Genomic DNA, 18,921 nt, shown 5'->3' with positions numbered 1-18,921 from the left:
ATTTCCTCTTGATCTATCTCCATAAATAAAGGTAATTTAATAAGCTTTTCTGCTACTCTATATTTCTTTGGTGAAGATATGAGAACTGTTAAAACCGTGTTAAAAAAAGGACCAATTTTAGCTTCACAACATATCATGGAATTATCTACAGAAAAACCGCTTGGCTAATCTTTCTGAAAAACTACTTTTACAATTTTGAGTATCTTTTCCATATAATCATCAGGTAGTTGCTCTAAATAATGAAATGGTCGATTATGATAATCGATTGTAACTAGCTGATCTAGCATGACTACACCTTTTGTTTGAGATGCAGCAGGTAATTCTTGATATAATGGGTAGCGTCTTTTAGTAGTAGATATAGGAGCAAACACAGCAATATGGGCGTATTTTTCAACTCCTTTATAGCTTAAATATAAATAAGGTCGTTTGCCAGATTGTTCATGCCCCTGTTTAGGACTTAAATCCATTAATAGAATAGATCCTTGCTTAATTACCATTTTTCATTTCCTTTTCTCTCATCTGGTAACTTAATTTCAGTATCAAATTCTTCACCTGAATAATCTTTAAAAAGTTCTTCAAAAGTTAAATCAGGTGTATCATCTTGCTTTGACATTATTACTTTGTTGTCCTCAATTTTAAAGTTTAACTGATCTCCTATAGTAGCGTTTAATGCTTGCAAGACTGCTTGGTTTAATCGGATGCCTTTAGAATTACCCCATTTAGATATAGTAGCACGAATCATAATTTTCCCCCTATAAAAATAAACAATGTATATCCTGAAATGTAATAAAATTATACAATGTTTATCTACGGAGATCAAGCAAAACAAAAAAGCATCCTGAACGAAATATGATGTGACCACCAAAATTAGGATACTTTATTGGTTGTAAGTTAGCTCTTATTTATTAGTGCTTTTTCTCAAACTGAAAAAGATAATCAGAATAAAGTTAATCAATAGGGTGAAACCTGTAGTCCAGAAAACTGTAGCGTAGTTGAACAGACCGGAGATAGTAGAACCCATTAGTGAACCAAACACAGAACCAACTGCTTGGAAAGACTGATTGTAGCTAAAGATTCGACCAAAGCTTTCGGCCGGAGTGTTCAATGTCAAAACAGTCTGTGCTGCCGGTAACATTGCAGCACTGGCAATTCCCAGTAGAAAACGCAATCCTGCCAGCACCCAAGGTGAGTGTGTTAAAGCCATAGGTACGAAGAGAATCGCACCTACTATTAAACCTAAGCGTAATATTTTTAGTGGTCCAATTTCATCCATTTTATGTCCGATTTTGGAAGCAGCCAGCAGTGTTCCGAGACCTGGGGTTGCGGCTACGATCCCCGCTACAAAGGCAATATTCTTGCTATTAGGCATCATCGATTTGACATACAAAGAAACAATTGGATCAATTGACATGTTAGCGGCCTGCACTAACAGGGTGGTTATGAACATGACTACAATCAGTTTAACGCTTGGTAGAGAGTGCATGATTTCTTTCATAGGCTTCATTTCTTCACGAGAAATTGGGGTAAAGTTTTCATGAACTAAGAATGTCGACCCTAAGAAGACGAGCACCATCAAAAAGCCGGTGATGAAGAATGGAATCCGGTAGCCCCAGACGCCACCAAGCCAGTTACCGAAGAAGTTTGACAAAACACCACCTAAAAGTGGTCCAACTAAGTTTCCAGCTGTACCGGCAGTCATCATTTGACTCATTACCCAGCCACTTTTTCTGTGGGGAGTTTCTCCTGCGATCAAGGCAGTAGCATTGTTAATGTAGCCGGAAAAAGCACCCTGAATAAAACGCATGACAATTATGTAAATAGCATTAGGGGCAAAACCTGTAGCAGTAATAGTTAAAGCCATGACCCCAGATGCCCGCATGCACATTAATTTACGACCCTTGCGGTCAGCCAAGTTGCCCCAATAAGGTGAAACAATTGCCTGAGCAATAAAGGTCATGGCAAATGCAAGACCGGAATACATACTAATCTGCAACTTGCTGTAGTGGCCCAGATCAGCGATAAATAGTGAGATAAAGGGCATTGTCATGGAATAACCCATACCTGTGATAAAGCAGCCTAGCCATAAAGTGACAAAAGCTTTATGCCAGCCAGCCGGAAATTTTTCGGAAACTGTCAAAACGTCCTCGCTTTCTTTTTTAATGTTTTTCTAAAAAATATGATATCTTTTCTATTTTAGCACAATAAATTTGCTAAGAATTTGCTAAATAGATGATATTTTCATATTAAACATGTTAGGATATTATTTCTGAAAGGAAGGGATGTTGGTATGGGAAGAGATTCGCACTTAACTAGGCAGGAATACCGCCAAAAATCCCAGTCGCACACAAACAAGGTGCCAAAGGCAACGATTAGAGAAAATAATACTTCTCAAACTCGTGCCGACTGCCGCCATTTAAAGTTAAATTTCTGGGATATTTTTGCAGATCGGCCATACATCGCGGTGGCAATAGTTGTTTTGGCTATTTTCTTAGTTATGGTCAAACTCTGGTGGCTTCTTGCTGCACTGGCAATTGTGGTCGCAATTGGCATCTTTGTGATTGGTCGCAGTCATCATCCTAACCGGGTACTTAGTCTCGAATTTAAAATGAAGTCATCCCGGAAATTAAGCATGTTACGAGCTTTGCAATTTGGTGGCTCGATTATCATGTTTCTGGCCACTTATATGAAAAAAGTGGTAACAGTTAATTTTTCCACAGCTGGTTCGACTGATGGCTTGCAAGTCGTTCAGGGCATCTTGTCTAATCGTGGTGGCGTCTATGGTCAACAGGGATCATACTTCTTGAGTTTATTGAATACCCTAACTGGTGGACAGCTGTGGGGTAAATATCGTTATGCGGCTAACAGTGCGCAAATGATGAACAGTGGTGCAGGCCGTTTAATTATTATGTGGGTTCTGCTTTTAATGATTGCACCAGCATTTTGCGTTTTAGCACAATTTTTTCGGGAACCATATTCGCGCAATACGGCCTTGGTAGCTTCAATCATAGCTACTATCAGCTTTGTTTTAACTCCTCGTTTATTGAGTAAGTGGATCGTAGAATACGCTGTCGAAAATCGTATGGCCAGCAGTCAGGCTCAGGCTGCTATTAGTGTCGGACCTATGGCCTATGTGGCAATGCTTTGCGCAATTTTAGTTTTAGTTATTTCAGTTTACCGGGTAATTAAAAAGGACAGATTCGTTTAAAAACCAGAAAAAGTTTTAAATTAAAAACCAGCTTTGTTTTCTATAAGCTGGTTTTTATGATTTTAAAAACTGCTTTGAAAAAGCAGTTTATTATATTTTGCATAGCAAATTTATTTTTACTTAATATTGTAAAAGTATAGGTTTGTCTTTAAAATCAAGTTAAACAGTAAATAATAAAATATCATCTGTTTAAAAATTTTTTTGACTTAAATTGTAAATAGGAGGGGATTATTTATGCTTAATGATATTGTTTTGATTTTACTAATAGTTGATGCTATTTACTTAATATATCTAGTTTGCGTCAGATTAACACACAAAACACCGCAGAATTCTAAACTTATACAATTTTATCAGCACCAACATTTACGGTGGACTAAAGTTAAGTACTTCTTCCTTGTAGTTCCTATTGTTTTATTTCTTCTGCCATATGATAATAGCTGGAATAATTATGTAACATCCTTGTTTGTGCGCATTATTGGAATTGTTTTGTGGACGCTGATATTTGTGATTGGTGACTTTCTCGATGGGAAAATGTATCACTGGTTTTTCAAAAAATAATACGGATAAGTAAAAAAAACATAAGCACCTCAGGTTAAACCTGAGGTGCTTTTAAAATGAAACTATTTTTATTTTTTGAGTGACTTGAATTAAGCAATATTTTGATAAAAATTAGCGCTTATCTAAAATTTGATATGCTTTAGATAGCAGGTTATCCAAGTCTTTATCACTAACATGTCCAACAATTTTACCATTTCGACCGGAAAAATCATAATTAGGCATTTGAAAAGTAACTACACTACCAGATATCCCACTGCTGATATCAGCAAGACGATAGTATAGACCACGATTATCTTTTTTAAGATCATGCGTAAGAGGCATGCAGATAGCGAGTCCTGTTTTTTGATTATATGCATTATTTGATGTAACTATCGCTGGTCTTTGAATATTGCCAGATTGGGGATTATGACCGCCTTCTTATCGTCCTGCATGTGGTTCAGCATCTATCCGAATAATGTTTCATTGATTAGATGCTACATTTTCCTTACCAACCTGCATAGTATCAGGGTTACCTACTTGTTCAATTTCTTTTTTAAAGTCAATATCGTCATATTCTCCATTAAACCAAGGATTAGAGTCAATAACCTTATAGATTAAAGTGCTATTTTATCTTCCTGAATCAATTCAAATCGTTGTCCAGGTTTAACTCCAGCCTTACTCGGGACCATAAGTGCTATAGAATTACCAACTTTTCTAGCAACAAAGTTACCCAGTTTCTTTTTCATTAATATTAGCTCCCTAATTTATGTTAGTACAAGTATACACCGCACCCGATGAGATTTCGATTATGTCTCTCCAAAATTTAGGTGATCTTGATTTTAAGTAGCAATATAGTTTTAACAGCTATTTAGCATAATTAATAGAAGTCATAATCATATTTTCAATGCGATAATGCCTTAAGACTAAAATATATAGATAAATCATGAGCCAAAAGTTTAATTAAATGTCTAATATAATTTTTAAATAAAAGAGCCCCAAGTTTAGGACAATTTTTGGAGGCTCAGTATATATTAGCTTTGTGTTTATATTTATTATCTTTTTGCCCTGAAAAAGATAATTTCTCTTGCAGCAATGATCGGACCGGATGATTGATAGATAGTCAAATGCACTTTTTTTGCACGGACATCTCGCAGACCAACCACCTTGTTTTTCGTGTCAGCTTTCCACTGCAAGTGGTCTGCATAGGTAGTATATTGCTCGCCATCCGTTGAAACAGCAATTGAAACGACAAGAGGATCACCATTATGATCAATATTTCGTGGCACATAGACCATTCTGCTTAATTTCTCAACTTTTTCAAAAGTAAAGGTTAGTTCCAGTGGTTGTTCAGGTGAAATTGATTGATCCGTTTGCCATTCGCTTGCCAGTTTAAGATCAGTTAAATAAGACAGGGGATGATTTTCTTTGCTGGTATAGTTGCTAGTCACATCAATATTTTCAATAGCATAATCTTTAGCAGCGTGCTTGGTAATGACGCCGAAAAGATCAGACCATTCAGAAACTTTATTTCCTATTACATACCGCATTCTAATGATATAGCGAGTATTAGGGGTTAATTCGTGAAAAGTGAAATTTTTCCCAGTAATGCCGACATAAAGGAGATTATTAACTTCTATCTGAACTGCGCTTTCGTGAGGCCAGGCAAGTTCGAACGAATGAGCGGAAATTTTACTTGAATCAACTGCCGGCAATTTAGGCGACGGCAGTACGCCACTGGTAATTTCATGTACTAAAACTTTCTTGCCATAATTAAAATTGTGCACTGTAATTTCGATTTTAGTTGTGGTAACGTCTCGACTTGCTAATTTTATTTGCAGGGCAGTTTGCGTATTCTTGTGATATTGTTTAAATTCATCCAAGCCATAATTAGCATTGTAAAAAATGCCTTCGCGAGCATGGTTGAAAGCGTCAAGCGATCCGTATTCTTCCACTGGGACAACTTGATCGTTAATTTTAATAGTGATGCGATCAGGGTAAGAATCACACATAATAGTCAGCTTAGTAGGCTGTTCAACTTCTTGGTTTTCCCAGTTGCCTGCAACTGGTGGAATAGTTACCAGCAATGTTTCATTTTCAGTTTTACTGAAAATTTTTGAAGTGGAATTATAGGATTCAGCGGCTTGAGAGTTATCGTTGTAAATAACTGTCTCGCTTTGATCTTGTGGGTAAAGCAGAAAATCACGATTGCCCCAGTCAAAAATACTGCCACCGCGAACAAAGACTGGTAAATGCCATAATGGAAAAGATAAATTATTGTAGGCCTTGCCACCGGCATATTTTTTACCTGTAAAAAGATCAATCCACATTGTCTTCTTCCCAGGTAAATACAGATTATCTTTGCGTGAATCTCCGTTTTCATTTTCACGACCATTAGTAATTGGTGCAATTAACAAATCGGAGCCTAACATGAATTCATTGCCAAACTGTGCTGTGTAATTAGCCAGCTCGTCTGGAAAGTCACTAAAAAGGGGACGCATGATTAATGCGCCATTTTTTGCCTGTTCATTTAGTGTATATAGGTAGTTAGTCAAATGCTGGCGTAATTTTAGGTAAGCCAAATTAATGTCGGTTATTTTCCTATTATAGGCAAACGGGTTTTTACTGAAGTCGCCCTGATCATCAAAGTTAAAGAGCAGAGGGGTAAAACATTTCCATTCAAAATCACGGACATTGATTTGTGCATTGCCACCGCCTTGCAGTCCATCAACTGCTGCACCAACTAAAGGCTGACCTGAAAGATTTGCTCCGAGCATACCAGCTACTTGTGTAGCAACATTGCCCCAGTTGCCGCCAACATCTCCAAAGATCAAAGCAGCGTTTTTTTGCATGCCGGTACTGCCGCTATCAGCAAGCACTAGTGAACGCTTTGTTTGTGATTCGTTTTGAAGCTGTGCTTTATCTTTAGTCGCTATTTCATTAGTAGTAAAAGTAAAAGCAGTTTTTTCCGGTAATTCGACTTCGCTTTGGTGCCAAAATCCGGGATGAACGTCTTGGTTTAACGCATATTCATTAAAGAAACTGAGAGCTTGTTGATTGTTGGCTTGAACACCATAATTGGGTACAAACCAGCTCAAAGGAAAATGCATGGCATGATAGCAGTCAATTAGTGCCCGCGCGGAAAACTGGTAATTTTCTTCGCCGTTAAGTGAAGCTTTGCCCGATGCGGCTTTTTCATCTTTTGTACGAGTATAATAATTATTGCCAATTTTACTGACATTGCGTTTCTTAGCTTGACTTGGTTGCCACAAAGTTGTACAGAAATTGCCAATATGACCCAGACCTAAGGCGTATTTGGGCAATAACATTGGTTTGCCCGTTAAAGTATAATAGTGCTGCAAAATTTCCTGAGGATTAGTACCAAGAAGGTAAAATGCATCAAAAACTGCATCTTGATGGGTAAGAATAGTAACTCCTCTCTTGGTTTTGCCAAAATCATAAGTTCCTGCTGCAGTAGTGTTTCTTAATTCGCCATAACCAGCATTCGACCAGAAAAAAGGGACAGGCATAATGACGCCACCTTGACCGGTTATTTGGTCATGCTTAATTGCGATTTTGTGTCCTCTGTGACTAAAGTAGCCGTTTTGCAAGCCGCCACCATAAAAAAATTCATTTTTATTTTCTGTTAAAAACTCACGGGTTCTGGTAGAACTAAGTTCAAGTGGTTGAGTTTGGTGCATCCTGTTATGGTGCAATGATTCATCAAAAATACTTATGACAGCTGGATTTTGTCCAAAAATAATTTGGTAATTGCCAGTATGGATAATTAAGGAATCATTGGTGGCTCTGACCTGCGACTTTGCAAAGGCTGAGTTATCAAACTGGGTTAATTGAATAGTTTCCGTTCGATTTTCAGTAAAATTTTGCTCTGGATCAATTAAAAGGCGAAAAATGCCGTCAGCTAAGACATAAAAGCGCGCAATTTCGCCCGTGGCAAAATGTAATTCGTAATAGTGGTCACACTTGCTGGCACCAGTAAGTGCTCCTAGTTGATGTTGATTTGTTTGCGTATTTTGAATCATATTTCTTGTTTCCTAATTAGTTACCTATACCACTATTATAACTAAAAAATAAAAAGTTTCTGTACTATTTGAAATTGAACTGGTAAATACCAGTTGATTAAGCTAAAATTAAGCTATAAATACGAGTTTTATTTTAAAAAGAAAGGCAAAAATATTATGACTTATTATATTCATGCAGATAAATTCTTTCTTGAAAATGTGACAGAACAAGGTGGTTACTTAGAAGTTCAAGATGACGGCAAATTTGGCTTTTACTATACTGAAGATCAAAAACCTGAAGGCAAAATAGTAGACTATAAAGGCAAATGGATTGCACCAGGACTGGTTGACACACATGTACATGGTTCACTAAAAGAAGACGTGATGAAAAGTGATTGGGCAGGAATAAACCGCCTGTCAGAAGGCTTTTTACGGTCTGGCGTTACCAGCTGGCTGCCAACGACTTATACTGCCGGTGCAGATACATTAAGCAAAATTTGCCAGATGTTTGGCGCCCATAAAGGTGAAGAAACTGGTGCTAAAATTCAAGGGTTGCATTTTGAAGGACCATACTTTACTGCAGAACATGCTGGTGCAGAAAACCCTAAATATTTGATTGATCCTGATATTAATCAATTTAATGAGTGGCGTGAAGAATCTAAAGGGCTGCTGAATAAAATATCTCTTGCGCCTGAGAGAAAAGATGCCCGGGAATTTATCCGTGCTGCTGTTAAAGAGGGTGTAGTTGTTTCTTTGGGGCACTCGAGTGCTGACTTTGAAGAAGCTAAAGCCGGTGTTGAAGCTGGTGCAACAATGTTTACTCATACTTTTAACGGAATGCCTGATCCTTCACACCATGATACATCAATTTCTAACGCTGCGATGGCTCTGCATAATGTTACAGATGAATTGATCTGTGACGGTCACCATGTTCAAAAAGAAATGGTGCGGGCATTGGTTCAGCTTAAAGGTGCCGAACACATTTGTTTAATCACAGATTGTATGGAAGCTGGCATGATGCCTGACGGTGACTATATGTTAGGTGAATTACCTGTTTATGTTAAAGAGGGCATGGCTCGTTTGAAAGGTGGCAATAATTTAGCCGGCAGTATTTTGCAATTAAAGACTGCAGTCAAGAATGTTGTTGATTGGAATGTTGCTACTCCTGAAGAAGCTGTTATGATGGCTTCTTATGTTCCGGCTAAGAGTGCGCACGTACTCGATAAATGTGGTTCAATTGCACCTGATAAAGATGCTGATTTCTTAGTATTAAACCCTGACATGACTTTAAGTGAAACTTATTTAAATGGTGAGTCACGCTACCAGGCATAAAGCAGCTTATTAATTATTATATAGAATAAAAAACCAATTCATTAACTTGAACTGGTTTTTTTATTTGCACAATTTTTAATAAAAACTATATTTAAGCACATATTATATACTATATGCTGTTAATATAAGTTTAATTTATTGCACTTTTTACATGCTGGTTATAGTCTAATCATATAGTACGTGCTAATAATAATTAAATAGACGGAGAGTGAAAAAATGGCTAAAACAGGACAAGATAGGTTGAATGACCCATTTTTAAACAAAGGTACTGCTTTTACAGAAGAGCAGCGAGAAAAGTATCAGCTGGCAGGGATGTTACCTCCTAAGGTGCAGTCATTAGAAGAGCAGGCGCGGGAAGTTTACCTGCAGTATCAGGAAAAATCAACTAATTTGGAAAAGCGCATTTTTTTGATGACTGTTTTTAATACTAATAGAGTGCTGTTTTTTAAGGTCTTCAGTGAGCATGTTACCGAATTTATGCCGATTGTGTATGACCCGACGATAGCTGAAACTATCGAAAATTACAGTCATTTGTTTGTAAATCCGCAATATGCCGCATTTTTGTCAATTAATGAACCTGATCAAATCGAAGATAGTTTGAAAAATGCGGCTGATGGCCGTGATATAAAACTAATAGTGGTTACTGACGGTGAAGAAATTTTAGGAATTGGTGACTGGGGTACACAGGGAGTTGACATTTCTGTTGGCAAGTTGATGGTTTATACTGCTGCAGCTGGTGTTGACCCGGCGTGTGTATTGCCAGTAGTGCTGGATGTTGGCACTAACAATGACAAATTACTCAATGATTCGCTCTACTTAGGCAACCATCAGCGTCGCGTAAATGGTGAACCATATTATCAATTTGTTGATCGCTTTGTGCAAGCTGTAGAAAAATTATTTCCAGGACTATATTTACATTTTGAAGATTTTGGTCGGGATAATGCTGATAATATTTTAAAACACTATCGTGATCATATTTTAACCTTTAATGATGATATTCAAGGTACCGGTGTCATTGTTTTGGCCGGTATCTTGGGAGCATTGAAGATTAGTGGTCAGAAATTAACAGATCAAAAGTATGTCTGTTTTGGTGCCGGAACAGCTGGCACAGGAATCGTGGAGCAAGTCTATGCCGAGATGCTGCAAGCAGGTTTACAACCTGATGAAGCACGCAAGCACTTTTACTTAGTTGACAAACAAGGTCTGCTCTTTGAAGACACCCCCGACTTAACACCAGCGCAGAAACAATTTGTCAGGAAACGTTCTGAATTCAGCAATGCTGACCAGCTTAAAGATTTAAAGAGTGTTGTACAAGCAGTTCATCCTGATATTTTAGTGGGAACTTCAACTCGTTCAGGTGCTTTCACTCAGGATATTGTGACGGAAATGGCAACCCATACCGAGCGGCCAATTATTTTCCCATTGTCAAACCCAACTCAATTAGCGGAGGCAAAAGCAGAAGATTTAATTCATTGGACTAAAGGCAAGGCTTTAGTAGCTACTGGTATTCCTGCTGATCCAGTTGATTATGAGGGCACTAAGTATGAAATTGGACAAGCTAACAATGCTTTGGTCTACCCAGGACTTGGTCTTGGTGCTCTGGCAGTTAATGCTAAGATTTTAAGTGATGAAATGATTAGTGTAGCGGCCCACTCACTTGGCGGCATTGTTGATTCAAGTAAACCAGGCGCAGCAGTTTTGCCACCAGTTGAAAAACTAAATGTCTTTTCTCAAACTGTAGCAAAAGCTGTGGCTAACAAGGCAATTGCCGATCACCTCAACCAAAATGATTTTCAAGATGGTGACAAGGCAGTGGCTGCGCTTCGCTGGGCGCCTGAATATAAAGATGAGCAGGAGTGAGAATAAATGCAAGCCTTTATTACTTCATTAACTAGCGTCGTTGAGCTGTTACTTGTAATTGCTTTAGGGTATTGGTTGCGCACCAGTGGCAAGCTGGGCGATCAGTTTAAAGGTAATATTTCCTATTTAATTATGAATATTGCTTTACCAGCTTCAATTTTTGTTTCGGTCTTAAAATACTTGAACCGGCAAAAATTGTTTGGCTTAACAGGCGGATTGATCTATGCCATTATCTGTTTTGCTCTCAGCTATTTGTTCGCATGGATATTATGTAAGCTTCTGCGGATCCGCAAAGGTCGCCGCGGTACTTTCATTAACGCCATTACGAATGCCAATACCATTTTTATTGGTTTACCATTAAATATTGCCTTATTTGGGCAAAAAAGTATGCCGTACTTTTTAATTTATTATGTGTTAAATACGGTTTCTACCTGGGCAATTGGTGTCTTCTTCATTTCTAGCGATGACCCAACTGAACAAAAAGGAAAACAACAAAAATTCAACTGGAAAAAATTGTTGCCAGCACCATTAGTTGGTTTTCTAATTGCCTTAATTTGCTTATTAGTTGAAGTACCAATTCCTAGTTGGATTACGGCTGTGTTAAGCATGGTTGGGGGCATCGTCACGCCGATGTCATTGATTTATATTGGTATTATATTGGCAGATGCCGGTTTGAAGTCAATCCACCTTGACCGCGATACCATTTGGGCATTGCTTGGCCGCTTTATCTTAGTACCGGCTTTAATGATGCTTTTAATTGTTGTTGGTGCAAATTGGCTGCCATCCTTGACGGGTCTAGCTAAACAAACCTTAGTAGTACAATCTGCTACTCCTGCTTTGGCAGTTTTGCCAATCTTAGTGGGTGAATCGCACGGGGATGTGCAATACGCTACCAACGTTGTGACTACCTCAACAGTTTTATTCGTAATAGTTGTACCAGTAGTTTTGGAAATCACGCAAATGCTAATATAATTAATAAAAATTCATGTTATAAAAACCCGTCTTTGATCATGTAGATAAGGCGGGTTTTTGTTTGGAAAATATTTTAAATTAAAGTGCTATATTATTAAGTTGTTAATCCAACTTTTTACCAAATCGTTTTTGAATTTTATTACTGGTATAGCCCAGTTTTTCGTAAAATTTATGAGCACCTAAACGTGATTCTCCTGAATTTAACCTAATTTCTTTCATGCCTAAATTTTTAGCCTGTTTTTCCAAAGTATGCATAAGTTGACTGCCAATGCCTTTCTTTTGCACAGAAGAATCTACTGCTAAAGCTAAAACGTTGAACATGGGGTCAAAATAGGTTTCTTCAAAAACTTCTGCATGCAAATAACCTTCAACTTTTTTGGTATTATCATCTTCAAAGACCCAGAGATAATGATGTTCAGGATCATTTAGCAGCCTTTTAATGTTGGCAGCCGTTTTTTCTACAGGATAATCATAACCTAGTTCAATTTGATTGATTTTTTGAATAGCTGGACTGTCAGCAACTTCACATTTTCTAATCATGAAAATTCCTTTCTTATATTTATTGCTTTATGAGTTAAAGTTATTTTAGCGCTCTCAATAATAATTAGGAAGCTCTTTTGTATGTCTAGATATAATAAAAGCACTATTAAAGTTGTACTGCCAAATTTAATAGTGTTTTTTTAATTCTATACAAGTGGTAGTATTGGTGTAAGCTATTTCATTTTTAAGAAGTGCGAGTGTAAACAAATAAGGAGAGAACAATTGCATTCTAAAGCGGTAGACTCAAAAACATCTCTTGTAAATTTATTTTGGGATCAATTTTTATTTTTGTGGCAACTAATAAAATCACGCTTTCTTTTTTGGTTAGGCTTAATAAGCTTTGTAATACTGATGTTGAAATTAATGCCGAATTCTGCTATAGTTCCTATTTTTTTCATGGGTGTTGATTTTAACGCTGTTAAATCACGCCAAGTTATTTTGCCTGTTTTTTGGTTTGTTTATTTTGTAGTACCGCTACTGATAGTCTTAAGCGGTATTAAACAATTATGGCAAGTAAGGGGAATGCAATTGCGAGGGCTGAGATACTCACCATTAAATTTTGCTGTAGTTAACATTGGGTTAATGGGATTGATCACCCTCATTTATGTGGCACTAACAGAAGGAATCATGGCTTTAGTGACTGATTTTTCCTGGCTAAAAAATTTTAAACTATTACAATTTCACGGATTATCAGCTTTATTAGTATTGGTCATTAATAATTTTTTAGGAATATTTCTGTTGTTGATAATTCAGGCCACTATCGGTCGCTTCAATGCTCCACTGGGCATAATTATTCCTTTTAGTTGGCTTATAATGACTGTTTACACCACTTGGAAATATAATCCGCTCAATAGTTTAATGTTGTTGCGGATCAATAAGAACAATATTCTGTTGTTATTAGTTACAACGCTATTAATGCTAATTGTCTATTTAATTACTGACCGTTATAGTGAACCAGATTATTAAAAGTCTAATTCTACTATTTTTAATAATTCTAAAATGGTACTATGAATGTATAGAATTAAACGATAATGAAAAAATAAGAAACAAAAACTGGCTATTTATAATAGTCAAATTAATTTATCTTTATTGTTGCGGCTACCCCCACTCTTAAAAAGAAGGTCTTTATGAAACGTTTGTTTTGGAATCAATTACTATATTTATGGCAAATAATTCGCTTCCGTTTTATTTGCTGGCTAAGTTTGATCTGCTTTTCAATTATTTTTCTCAGTACGCAGCTAATTAATAGTTCACATACTTCTATATTTAATCTTTTCTTTGCCGATACCAGTCAAGGTACATCTTTTAATTTTATTTTGTGGCTGGTCTATTTCTTAATACCACTGCTTATTGTATTAAATAGCTTTAAACTGCTTTGGCAAACTACCATTATGCACCTAAGAGGATTACAAATTCCACCGAAAAATTTTACTGTCGTCACTATGTTATTAATGGGAGTAATAGCTTTTGCCTATGTGTTTGTTACACTTTTAGTTATGTTGCTTGTTACGGCTTTATTTAAATTGCCCTCTTTGTCTTTTTTTAATTTAGCTGACTGGCAGGCGATCCCACTACTTTTCATCAACAATTTTTTAGGAATATACTTCACGCTTATTTTGCAAGGTACAATTGGAAAGTTTAATTCGGCATTGGGTCTGATTATTCCAGCTTCACTTTTGATAATGACATCTCTTTTAAAGTGGCCATTAAATCCTTTGAATAACTTGATAATTATGAGATTTAATTTCCCTGGTTTTTTATTATTAGTGCTGGCAACTTTGATTATGGTGATTGTTTATGGGATTATTGACCATTTCTTTAGTGTAGAGTAAGGAGCAAAAAATGAGTTTTATTGAATTAAATGAAGTAGGAAAAGTAGTGAAAAGACGGCCACTATTGCATGATGTTAGTGCAGAGATTCCGGAAGGCAGTATTACTGTTTTAGAAGGAATAAACGGTTCCGGTAAAACGTTAATCTTAAAAACGATTTTAGGTCTAATAAATACCAGTGGGGAAGTCATAGTTAATGGTAAGAAGATGAAGGTCCAAGAGCCTTATCCAATTAAAGCGGGAATTTTAATTGAAAATCCCAGTTTAATAGAAGAATTTACTGCTTATAAAAACTTAGATTTGCTAGCAAAATTAGATCCGGATATTCAAGAAAAGCAGATTAATGATTTATTGGCATACTTTGATTTAACCAGGTTTCCTAAACAAAAAGTTAAGAAATTTTCACTGGGGATGAAGCAGAAATTAGGAATTGCACAGGCTTTTCTTGGAGCCTATCCGTTAATTGTTCTGGATGAGCCTACCAATGCGCTGGATCATGAAAGTATTGGTAAATTAATCAGATTGATTGATGGGTATAACCATAAAGGTTCAACCTTTGTTATTGCTTCGCATGATCATGAGTTTGTAAACAAAGTCGCCACGCAAAAGCTATATGTACAAGAAGGAACAATAAATTATGAAAAATAAAAAATTATTATGGAGCTTCTTAATTGTGATAATAATTGTAGTTGGCTGCGTGGGCTTTTATCGCTACCGCCAGGTAAACGCCCATCCTCAGCAGTATGGTGTGACTAAAGAACAGCTTTTTCGCAAAAATGAATTGGTAAAAGCCTATCACGTTAACTTTATTGTTCATGAAGCTGCAGTTAAGAAAAGTAAAGACGCTGTACAAGCCAAAGTCAAATTTAATATACGTCAAACTGGCCGGCCATTCTATGGCGAGAGAAAAAACAATCCTAATTTTATAGAAAATATGTATCTAAATAATCCTTATGGTACAAGCAATCCCTCGGTAAAATTGTATGACAAAAGTCATCACAGTATTAATCCTTATAAAGCATTGGAGCATGGCAAGCAGCCTTTTACAATGGACTTTACTATTCCGCGCTATTCATATGACATGCGCAATCAAAAGTTACGTTTCAGTTTCTTGGTACCAGCTAAAAAGCACTATGTTAAATATTCGCTTCTGCTAGAATAGGGAGAATAAAATGAAATTTTTGTGGTCACGTTTGAATAAATTATGGTTGTTTTTGGCATTGGTTATAGGAATAAGTATTAGCGTTGTACAATGTGGCGTTTCTGCGTCTAAAAATATTCCTGCGACAAACTCACCTTATACTATGTGGATGTCAATAGATGGTTTTACTTTTGTACCTACTATATTTTTTATCTTGTTACCTTTAATAGCGAGTTTACCTGCCAGTACATTATTAAAAGAAGATTTTACCAACGGCTATTTTTATAAATTAAAGATGGAGAAGTCCATTAAACAAATCTTGTTAGGATACCTAGGGATTGCATTTATGACAGGTTTTATTGTGATCGCTGTTCCTTTACTGTTTAACTTCTTATCTTGGTTTATGATATTACCTAATATTAAGCCCGATAACTTACTTAATATTAATATTGGTGCTAGAAATTTTACTATGCTGTTTGTCTCCCTTTATTATTCCCATCCATTTGTCCACGCTATTTTGTCAATTATATTTTCTTCTCTTTGGGGTGGATTATTTTCTGTATTCGCAATGGTTACTTCTTTGTGGATTAAAAATAAGTTTGCTGCCATGTGTACAGGTTTAGTTTTGCAAATAGTTTTATTATTAATGAATGCAACTATCCGTTTGCCATATTTCATAAGTTATTCACCTGCTGATTTCTTACGTGAACTCCCTGGAATTATGACTAACATCTATGTGGTGGTGTTTATGACTGCAATATTATTATTTTATTGCATGATTATGTTTCATTTAGATGAAAAAAGATTAGCAGAGTTATAAAAAGTGAAAGGAAAAAGGATTAAGACCTAAATTTGGACTTAATCCTTTTTAATATACTTTGATTCTGTTAAGTGGCCAATAGCGATATTTAACAACGCCTTCAATTTTACTTCTAGGGATTGCGCCTATATAACGACTATCTTTTGAAACGCTCCTATGATCACCCATTACAAAATATGAACCTTTGGGAACTTTGTTAGTACTTTTCATTTCTTTTAATTGAGAAGGGGAATAAATCCTTTTATATTCTTTTGTTCTTGCTAAAGAACGAATTGAAAAGTCAGCAGTGTAAGAATATTTTGTACCATAAAAGCCGTCTTCGTTATCCGTTAGCTTAAATCCTGGTTTTAAATAGTCTTGATTTATTTTTTTGCCATTAACATAAATCTTATTATTTTTTCCAGTAACAGTTTCACCCGGTAATCCTATAATTCTTTTTATATAAAAGGAATTACGTTCATCCGGAGCCTTTAAAATGACAATTTCATTTCGTTTCAATTTGCTATTGCGATTAGCTATAACTCTTTCTTGGTTTTCAAAAGTTGGTTGCATTGAAATGCCAGACACGGAACATTTAACTATTAAATATTTTGTCAGTAAAAAATTAATTAAAATAAAAATCGCAAATAAGACTATTGTATATTTTAAAAAATCATAAAATTGTTTTGTTTTCTCATTTTTTTCGTTATTCTGATTATTTGCCATAAGTAAATCCTTACAAATAAAATTACATATTAATATAACTAGCCTGTGGTTAATAGATAAATTATAGGCAGATAAATAATTAAAAGTCAAAATAATCTAAAAACCAACCTAAAATTAAACAAATAATCTATTTAGATGTTAAGAACTTTTTTAAGCTTGGAGATCACAATCTATATCAGATCATAAGGCTAATTTCTGTTTTTATTGTAAATAGCAAGTGGATAGTTATAAAAAATTTGCAGTCAAAAAAGAATCAGTACAAAACAAAAAGGACTAGCTTCGTTAAATATCGGAAGTTAATCCTTAATTGAAATTTATTAAACAGAGTAAAAAGTATTTAGAATGGTCTCGTTAAAGCCAGCATACTATTAACTTTTAATTCATCAGCTGGAAGAAACCAACTATTCTGTTGATTCTTTAAGGTGAGTGTAATTTGTTTAACCTCTTGCAGGCTGGCTGTATTTGAACTATTAATTTGCTTTGCATATGCTAAAGCTGCATCATATGTTTCATGTCTGTATTGCTGATAATTCTCACTTGCTTTAACTTTTTCATCTTGACTGATTGCTTTTTGCAGGTCTTGTTTATCAGTTTCAGTAGATACCTTGGCGTCTGCCTTGGCTTCATCTACTGTATTAACAGGCTTTAACAATGGTCCAGAAACAAATTCGCTGTCAGCTGCTTTAACAAAAGTCATACTGTCTTTGTTAATTGTCTGGAGAGAAATGTCACTCACAGTTGTATTTGGAGCAAGGTGGTAATATAACTCAGCCTTGTTTTCCTTGTTATTCCAAATGTATAGTTCCTCATCAACGGGTATGAAAGTGCCTTTAGCAAAAGAAGTAGTTGCACCGTTTATTGCCGTTAGGTTTGAACGAGCCTGTCCGTTGGCATCATAAGCATCGATATTCTTGCTGGCAGAAACATAAGTAAAATATGTATAGTTAAGAAGCTGCTGTCTTGGCTTTTTATTTACTATAGATGTGGCGAAAAAGCCTGTCTTTGTTCCGCTTATGCGATAACTAGCTCTGTATGATGGTCCAGACAATACTTGAGAGACGCGATCAACTTTGACCTTTTCTCCAGGTTTGATACTTGTACGCTCTTTACCGGTGCCAACCTGTATAGCACTAGTTGTATTAACTTTCACACTTACATCAGTTGTGTAAAGTGATTTATTATCTATCTGCCCAACATTGGCCGCATTAACATAGCCGCCAGCTCCAATACTATAGTAGTATTTGCCGCCAATTTTTTCATAGGGGAGCCATGACTGATTATAGTTATCATCATTGACTAGGAAATACTGTTTGCTATTCCGGTCAATTTTTTCAATAGAACCAGAGTATTTCAAAGGGGTGCCTTTGCGCAAATGCGTATTCTTTTTACTACCACGGAATTTCCCCAAACGCTTGCCATTCTTATCATAGACGTAAGAATTGTAATTGAGCTCCAAGTTTCCATCTTGTACCTGTTTGTTAACAACACCAACATTAGCGGCCTTAACGTAGGCACCACCGGTTAAAGGATAGTAGCTTTTACCATTAATTGAAGTTGTTTTGGCACTACCGTTTACAGTGGTGCCCATACGTATAGTCTTCTTACCGTTATAATAGGTGCGCTTGCCCTGAGCCGTATAAACATAAGAATTATGATTCAACGTGAGAGTATCAGTCTTAGCAGCTAATACTTCTGTATTGCTTGGCATTACTGCGGGTAGCATAGGACTAATAGCAAGAATGCTTGCTATGGAAGCATAAACGAATTTTTTATTTAATTTCATGTAATCACCTCAAAAATTGATTAAATACCTTACGTACAGTATAGAATAATAGCCTGTCTTTGAATAGGTTTTCAAACAGTTTAATACTAAGTTAATAAGGTGAAGGTGAGTGAAAGTTATTTACACCAAGCCGTTTAGTTAATTATCTGGCTCTTCTTTTATTCAATATGCAAACAG

The 18,921-nt window shown here is 36.0% G+C and carries 18 protein-coding genes and 1 pseudogene; 10 read left to right on the top strand and 9 right to left on the bottom strand.

From position 1 onward, the window contains the following. Positions 1 to 164: 164 nt before the first annotated feature. From ERK18_RS02060 to ERK18_RS02050, 3 genes are all read right to left on the bottom strand, one after another. Positions 165 to 497 (bottom strand): type II toxin-antitoxin system PemK/MazF family toxin, encoded by a 333-nt coding sequence (locus ERK18_RS02060; RefSeq protein WP_122053019.1) that lies wholly within the window; start codon positions 495 to 497, stop codon positions 165 to 167. Next, positions 491 to 742: an AbrB/MazE/SpoVT family DNA-binding domain-containing protein gene (locus ERK18_RS02055; protein ID WP_052059690.1), complete on the bottom strand. Its 252-nt coding sequence runs from the start codon at positions 740 to 742 to the stop codon at positions 491 to 493. The genes ERK18_RS02060 and ERK18_RS02055 overlap by 7 nt, the downstream gene beginning before the upstream one ends. Before the next feature lie 156 nt (positions 743 to 898). Beyond that, positions 899 to 2,137: an MFS transporter gene (locus ERK18_RS02050; RefSeq protein WP_187154070.1), complete on the bottom strand. Its 1,239-nt coding sequence runs from the start codon at positions 2,135 to 2,137 to the stop codon at positions 899 to 901. A 150-nt stretch (positions 2,138 to 2,287) separates the two neighbouring features. On the opposite strand from ERK18_RS02050, the gene ERK18_RS02045 reads away from it, so the two are divergent. Beyond that, positions 2,288 to 3,205: a cytochrome C5 gene (locus tag ERK18_RS02045; RefSeq protein WP_187154069.1), complete on the top strand. Its 918-nt coding sequence runs from the start codon at positions 2,288 to 2,290 to the stop codon at positions 3,203 to 3,205. Positions 3,206 to 3,439: 234 nt separating this feature from the next. Further along, complete coding sequence (locus ERK18_RS02040) at positions 3,440 to 3,763, top strand: hypothetical protein (protein ID WP_109586824.1); 324 nt, start codon at positions 3,440 to 3,442, stop codon at positions 3,761 to 3,763. Positions 3,764 to 3,874: 111 nt separating this feature from the next. Here ERK18_RS02040 and ERK18_RS02035 read toward each other — a convergent pair. The 3 genes and pseudogenes from ERK18_RS02035 to ERK18_RS02030 all read right to left on the bottom strand — a co-directional run. Continuing rightward, positions 3,875 to 4,153 (bottom strand): annotated as a pseudogene (locus ERK18_RS02035) (type II toxin-antitoxin system PemK/MazF family toxin); the annotation flags it as partial. 203 nt (positions 4,154 to 4,356) lie between these two features. Continuing rightward, a complete protein-coding gene (locus ERK18_RS09455) occupies positions 4,357 to 4,488 on the bottom strand; it encodes a hypothetical protein (RefSeq protein WP_261982404.1) in 132 nt (43 codons plus the stop codon). Between the two features lie 306 nt (positions 4,489 to 4,794). Then, the gene (locus ERK18_RS02030) at positions 4,795 to 7,782 is read right to left on the bottom strand and encodes a TIM-barrel domain-containing protein (protein ID WP_187154068.1); all 2,988 of its coding nucleotides are present in this window, start codon (positions 7,780 to 7,782) and stop codon (positions 4,795 to 4,797) included. A gap of 156 nt (positions 7,783 to 7,938) precedes the next feature. Here ERK18_RS02030 and nagA point away from each other — a divergent pair, with 156 nt between their 5' ends. The 3 genes from nagA to ERK18_RS02015 all read left to right on the top strand — a co-directional run bounded on the left by nagA (position 7,939) and on the right by ERK18_RS02015 (position 11,925). After that, a complete protein-coding gene (gene nagA, locus ERK18_RS02025) occupies positions 7,939 to 9,093 on the top strand; it encodes an N-acetylglucosamine-6-phosphate deacetylase (protein WP_187154067.1) in 1,155 nt (384 codons plus the stop codon). 216 nt (positions 9,094 to 9,309) lie between these two features. Continuing rightward, a complete protein-coding gene (locus tag ERK18_RS02020; protein ID WP_187154066.1) occupies positions 9,310 to 10,953 on the top strand; it encodes a malolactic enzyme in 1,644 nt (547 codons plus the stop codon). A 6-nt stretch (positions 10,954 to 10,959) separates the two neighbouring features. After that, positions 10,960 to 11,925, top strand: a complete 966-nt coding sequence (locus tag ERK18_RS02015) for an AEC family transporter (protein WP_187154065.1) — start codon at positions 10,960 to 10,962, stop codon at positions 11,923 to 11,925. Positions 11,926 to 12,027: 102 nt separating this feature from the next. Here the strand turns inward: ERK18_RS02015 and ERK18_RS02010 are convergent, their stop codons facing one another. Then, the gene (locus ERK18_RS02010; protein ID WP_187154064.1) at positions 12,028 to 12,465 is read right to left on the bottom strand and encodes a GNAT family N-acetyltransferase; all 438 of its coding nucleotides are present in this window, start codon (positions 12,463 to 12,465) and stop codon (positions 12,028 to 12,030) included. 363 nt (positions 12,466 to 12,828) lie between these two features. On the opposite strand from ERK18_RS02010, the gene ERK18_RS02005 reads away from it, so the two are divergent. The 5 genes from ERK18_RS02005 to ERK18_RS01985 all read left to right on the top strand — a co-directional run bounded on the left by ERK18_RS02005 (position 12,829) and on the right by ERK18_RS01985 (position 16,256). Next, the gene (locus ERK18_RS02005) at positions 12,829 to 13,431 is read left to right on the top strand and encodes a rhodopsin (RefSeq protein ID WP_187154063.1); all 603 of its coding nucleotides are present in this window, start codon (positions 12,829 to 12,831) and stop codon (positions 13,429 to 13,431) included. Positions 13,432 to 13,592: 161 nt separating this feature from the next. Next, a complete protein-coding gene (locus tag ERK18_RS02000; RefSeq protein WP_052726905.1) occupies positions 13,593 to 14,297 on the top strand; it encodes a hypothetical protein in 705 nt (234 codons plus the stop codon). A gap of 10 nt (positions 14,298 to 14,307) precedes the next feature. Beyond that, on the top strand, positions 14,308 to 14,943 hold the full coding sequence (locus ERK18_RS01995; protein ID WP_046332705.1) for an ATP-binding cassette domain-containing protein: 636 nt from the start codon (positions 14,308 to 14,310) through the stop codon (positions 14,941 to 14,943). After that, a complete protein-coding gene (locus tag ERK18_RS01990) occupies positions 14,933 to 15,457 on the top strand; it encodes a hypothetical protein (RefSeq protein ID WP_187154062.1) in 525 nt (174 codons plus the stop codon). Before ERK18_RS01995 ends, ERK18_RS01990 begins: the two co-directional genes overlap by 11 nt. Before the next feature lie 10 nt (positions 15,458 to 15,467). Next, complete coding sequence (locus ERK18_RS01985) at positions 15,468 to 16,256, top strand: hypothetical protein (protein ID WP_187154061.1); 789 nt, start codon at positions 15,468 to 15,470, stop codon at positions 16,254 to 16,256. Between the two features lie 48 nt (positions 16,257 to 16,304). Here the strand turns inward: ERK18_RS01985 and lepB are convergent, their stop codons facing one another. Further along, positions 16,305 to 16,961 carry a signal peptidase I gene (gene lepB, locus ERK18_RS01980; protein ID WP_187154060.1) on the bottom strand — a complete coding sequence of 219 codons (657 nt, stop codon included), beginning with the start codon at positions 16,959 to 16,961 and terminating at the stop codon, positions 16,305 to 16,307. A gap of 337 nt (positions 16,962 to 17,298) precedes the next feature. Then, positions 17,299 to 18,744: an SLAP domain-containing protein gene (locus tag ERK18_RS01975; protein ID WP_187154059.1), complete on the bottom strand. Its 1,446-nt coding sequence runs from the start codon at positions 18,742 to 18,744 to the stop codon at positions 17,299 to 17,301. Positions 18,745 to 18,921 lie beyond the last annotated feature (177 nt).

Origin of the sequence: Lactobacillus kimbladii (assembly GCF_014323605.1) — a bacterium.
Lineage (GTDB): Bacteria > Bacillota > Bacilli > Lactobacillales > Lactobacillaceae > Lactobacillus > Lactobacillus kimbladii_B.
Note: the sequence above shows the minus strand (reverse complement) of the source record. Positions and strands in the feature narration are given on the sequence as shown.

Bases quoted from the DNA above. Each gene is read 5' to 3' on its own strand.
- ERK18_RS02060 (WP_122053019.1), bottom strand. From the start codon at position 497: ATGGTAATTAAGCAAGGATCTATTCTATTAATGGATTTAAGTCCTAAA.
- ERK18_RS02055 (WP_052059690.1), bottom strand. From the start codon at position 742: ATGATTCGTGCTACTATATCTAAATGGGGTAATTCTAAAGGCATCCGA.
- ERK18_RS02045 (WP_187154069.1), top strand. From the start codon at position 2,288: ATGGGAAGAGATTCGCACTTAACTAGGCAGGAATACCGCCAAAAATCC.
- ERK18_RS02040 (WP_109586824.1), top strand. From the start codon at position 3,440: ATGCTTAATGATATTGTTTTGATTTTACTAATAGTTGATGCTATTTAC.
- ERK18_RS09455 (WP_261982404.1), bottom strand. From the start codon at position 4,488: ATGAAAAAGAAACTGGGTAACTTTGTTGCTAGAAAAGTTGGTAATTCT.
- ERK18_RS02030 (WP_187154068.1), bottom strand. From the start codon at position 7,782: ATGATTCAAAATACGCAAACAAATCAACATCAACTAGGAGCACTTACT.
- nagA (WP_187154067.1), top strand. From the start codon at position 7,939: ATGACTTATTATATTCATGCAGATAAATTCTTTCTTGAAAATGTGACA.
- ERK18_RS02020 (WP_187154066.1), top strand. From the start codon at position 9,310: ATGGCTAAAACAGGACAAGATAGGTTGAATGACCCATTTTTAAACAAA.
- ERK18_RS02015 (WP_187154065.1), top strand. From the start codon at position 10,960: ATGCAAGCCTTTATTACTTCATTAACTAGCGTCGTTGAGCTGTTACTT.
- ERK18_RS02010 (WP_187154064.1), bottom strand. From the start codon at position 12,465: ATGATTAGAAAATGTGAAGTTGCTGACAGTCCAGCTATTCAAAAAATC.
- ERK18_RS02005 (WP_187154063.1), top strand. From the start codon at position 12,829: ATGCCGAATTCTGCTATAGTTCCTATTTTTTTCATGGGTGTTGATTTT.
- ERK18_RS02000 (WP_052726905.1), top strand. From the start codon at position 13,593: ATGAAACGTTTGTTTTGGAATCAATTACTATATTTATGGCAAATAATT.
- ERK18_RS01995 (WP_046332705.1), top strand. From the start codon at position 14,308: ATGAGTTTTATTGAATTAAATGAAGTAGGAAAAGTAGTGAAAAGACGG.
- ERK18_RS01990 (WP_187154062.1), top strand. From the start codon at position 14,933: ATGAAAAATAAAAAATTATTATGGAGCTTCTTAATTGTGATAATAATT.
- ERK18_RS01985 (WP_187154061.1), top strand. From the start codon at position 15,468: ATGAAATTTTTGTGGTCACGTTTGAATAAATTATGGTTGTTTTTGGCA.
- lepB (WP_187154060.1), bottom strand. From the start codon at position 16,961: ATGGCAAATAATCAGAATAACGAAAAAAATGAGAAAACAAAACAATTT.
- ERK18_RS01975 (WP_187154059.1), bottom strand. From the start codon at position 18,744: ATGAAATTAAATAAAAAATTCGTTTATGCTTCCATAGCAAGCATTCTT.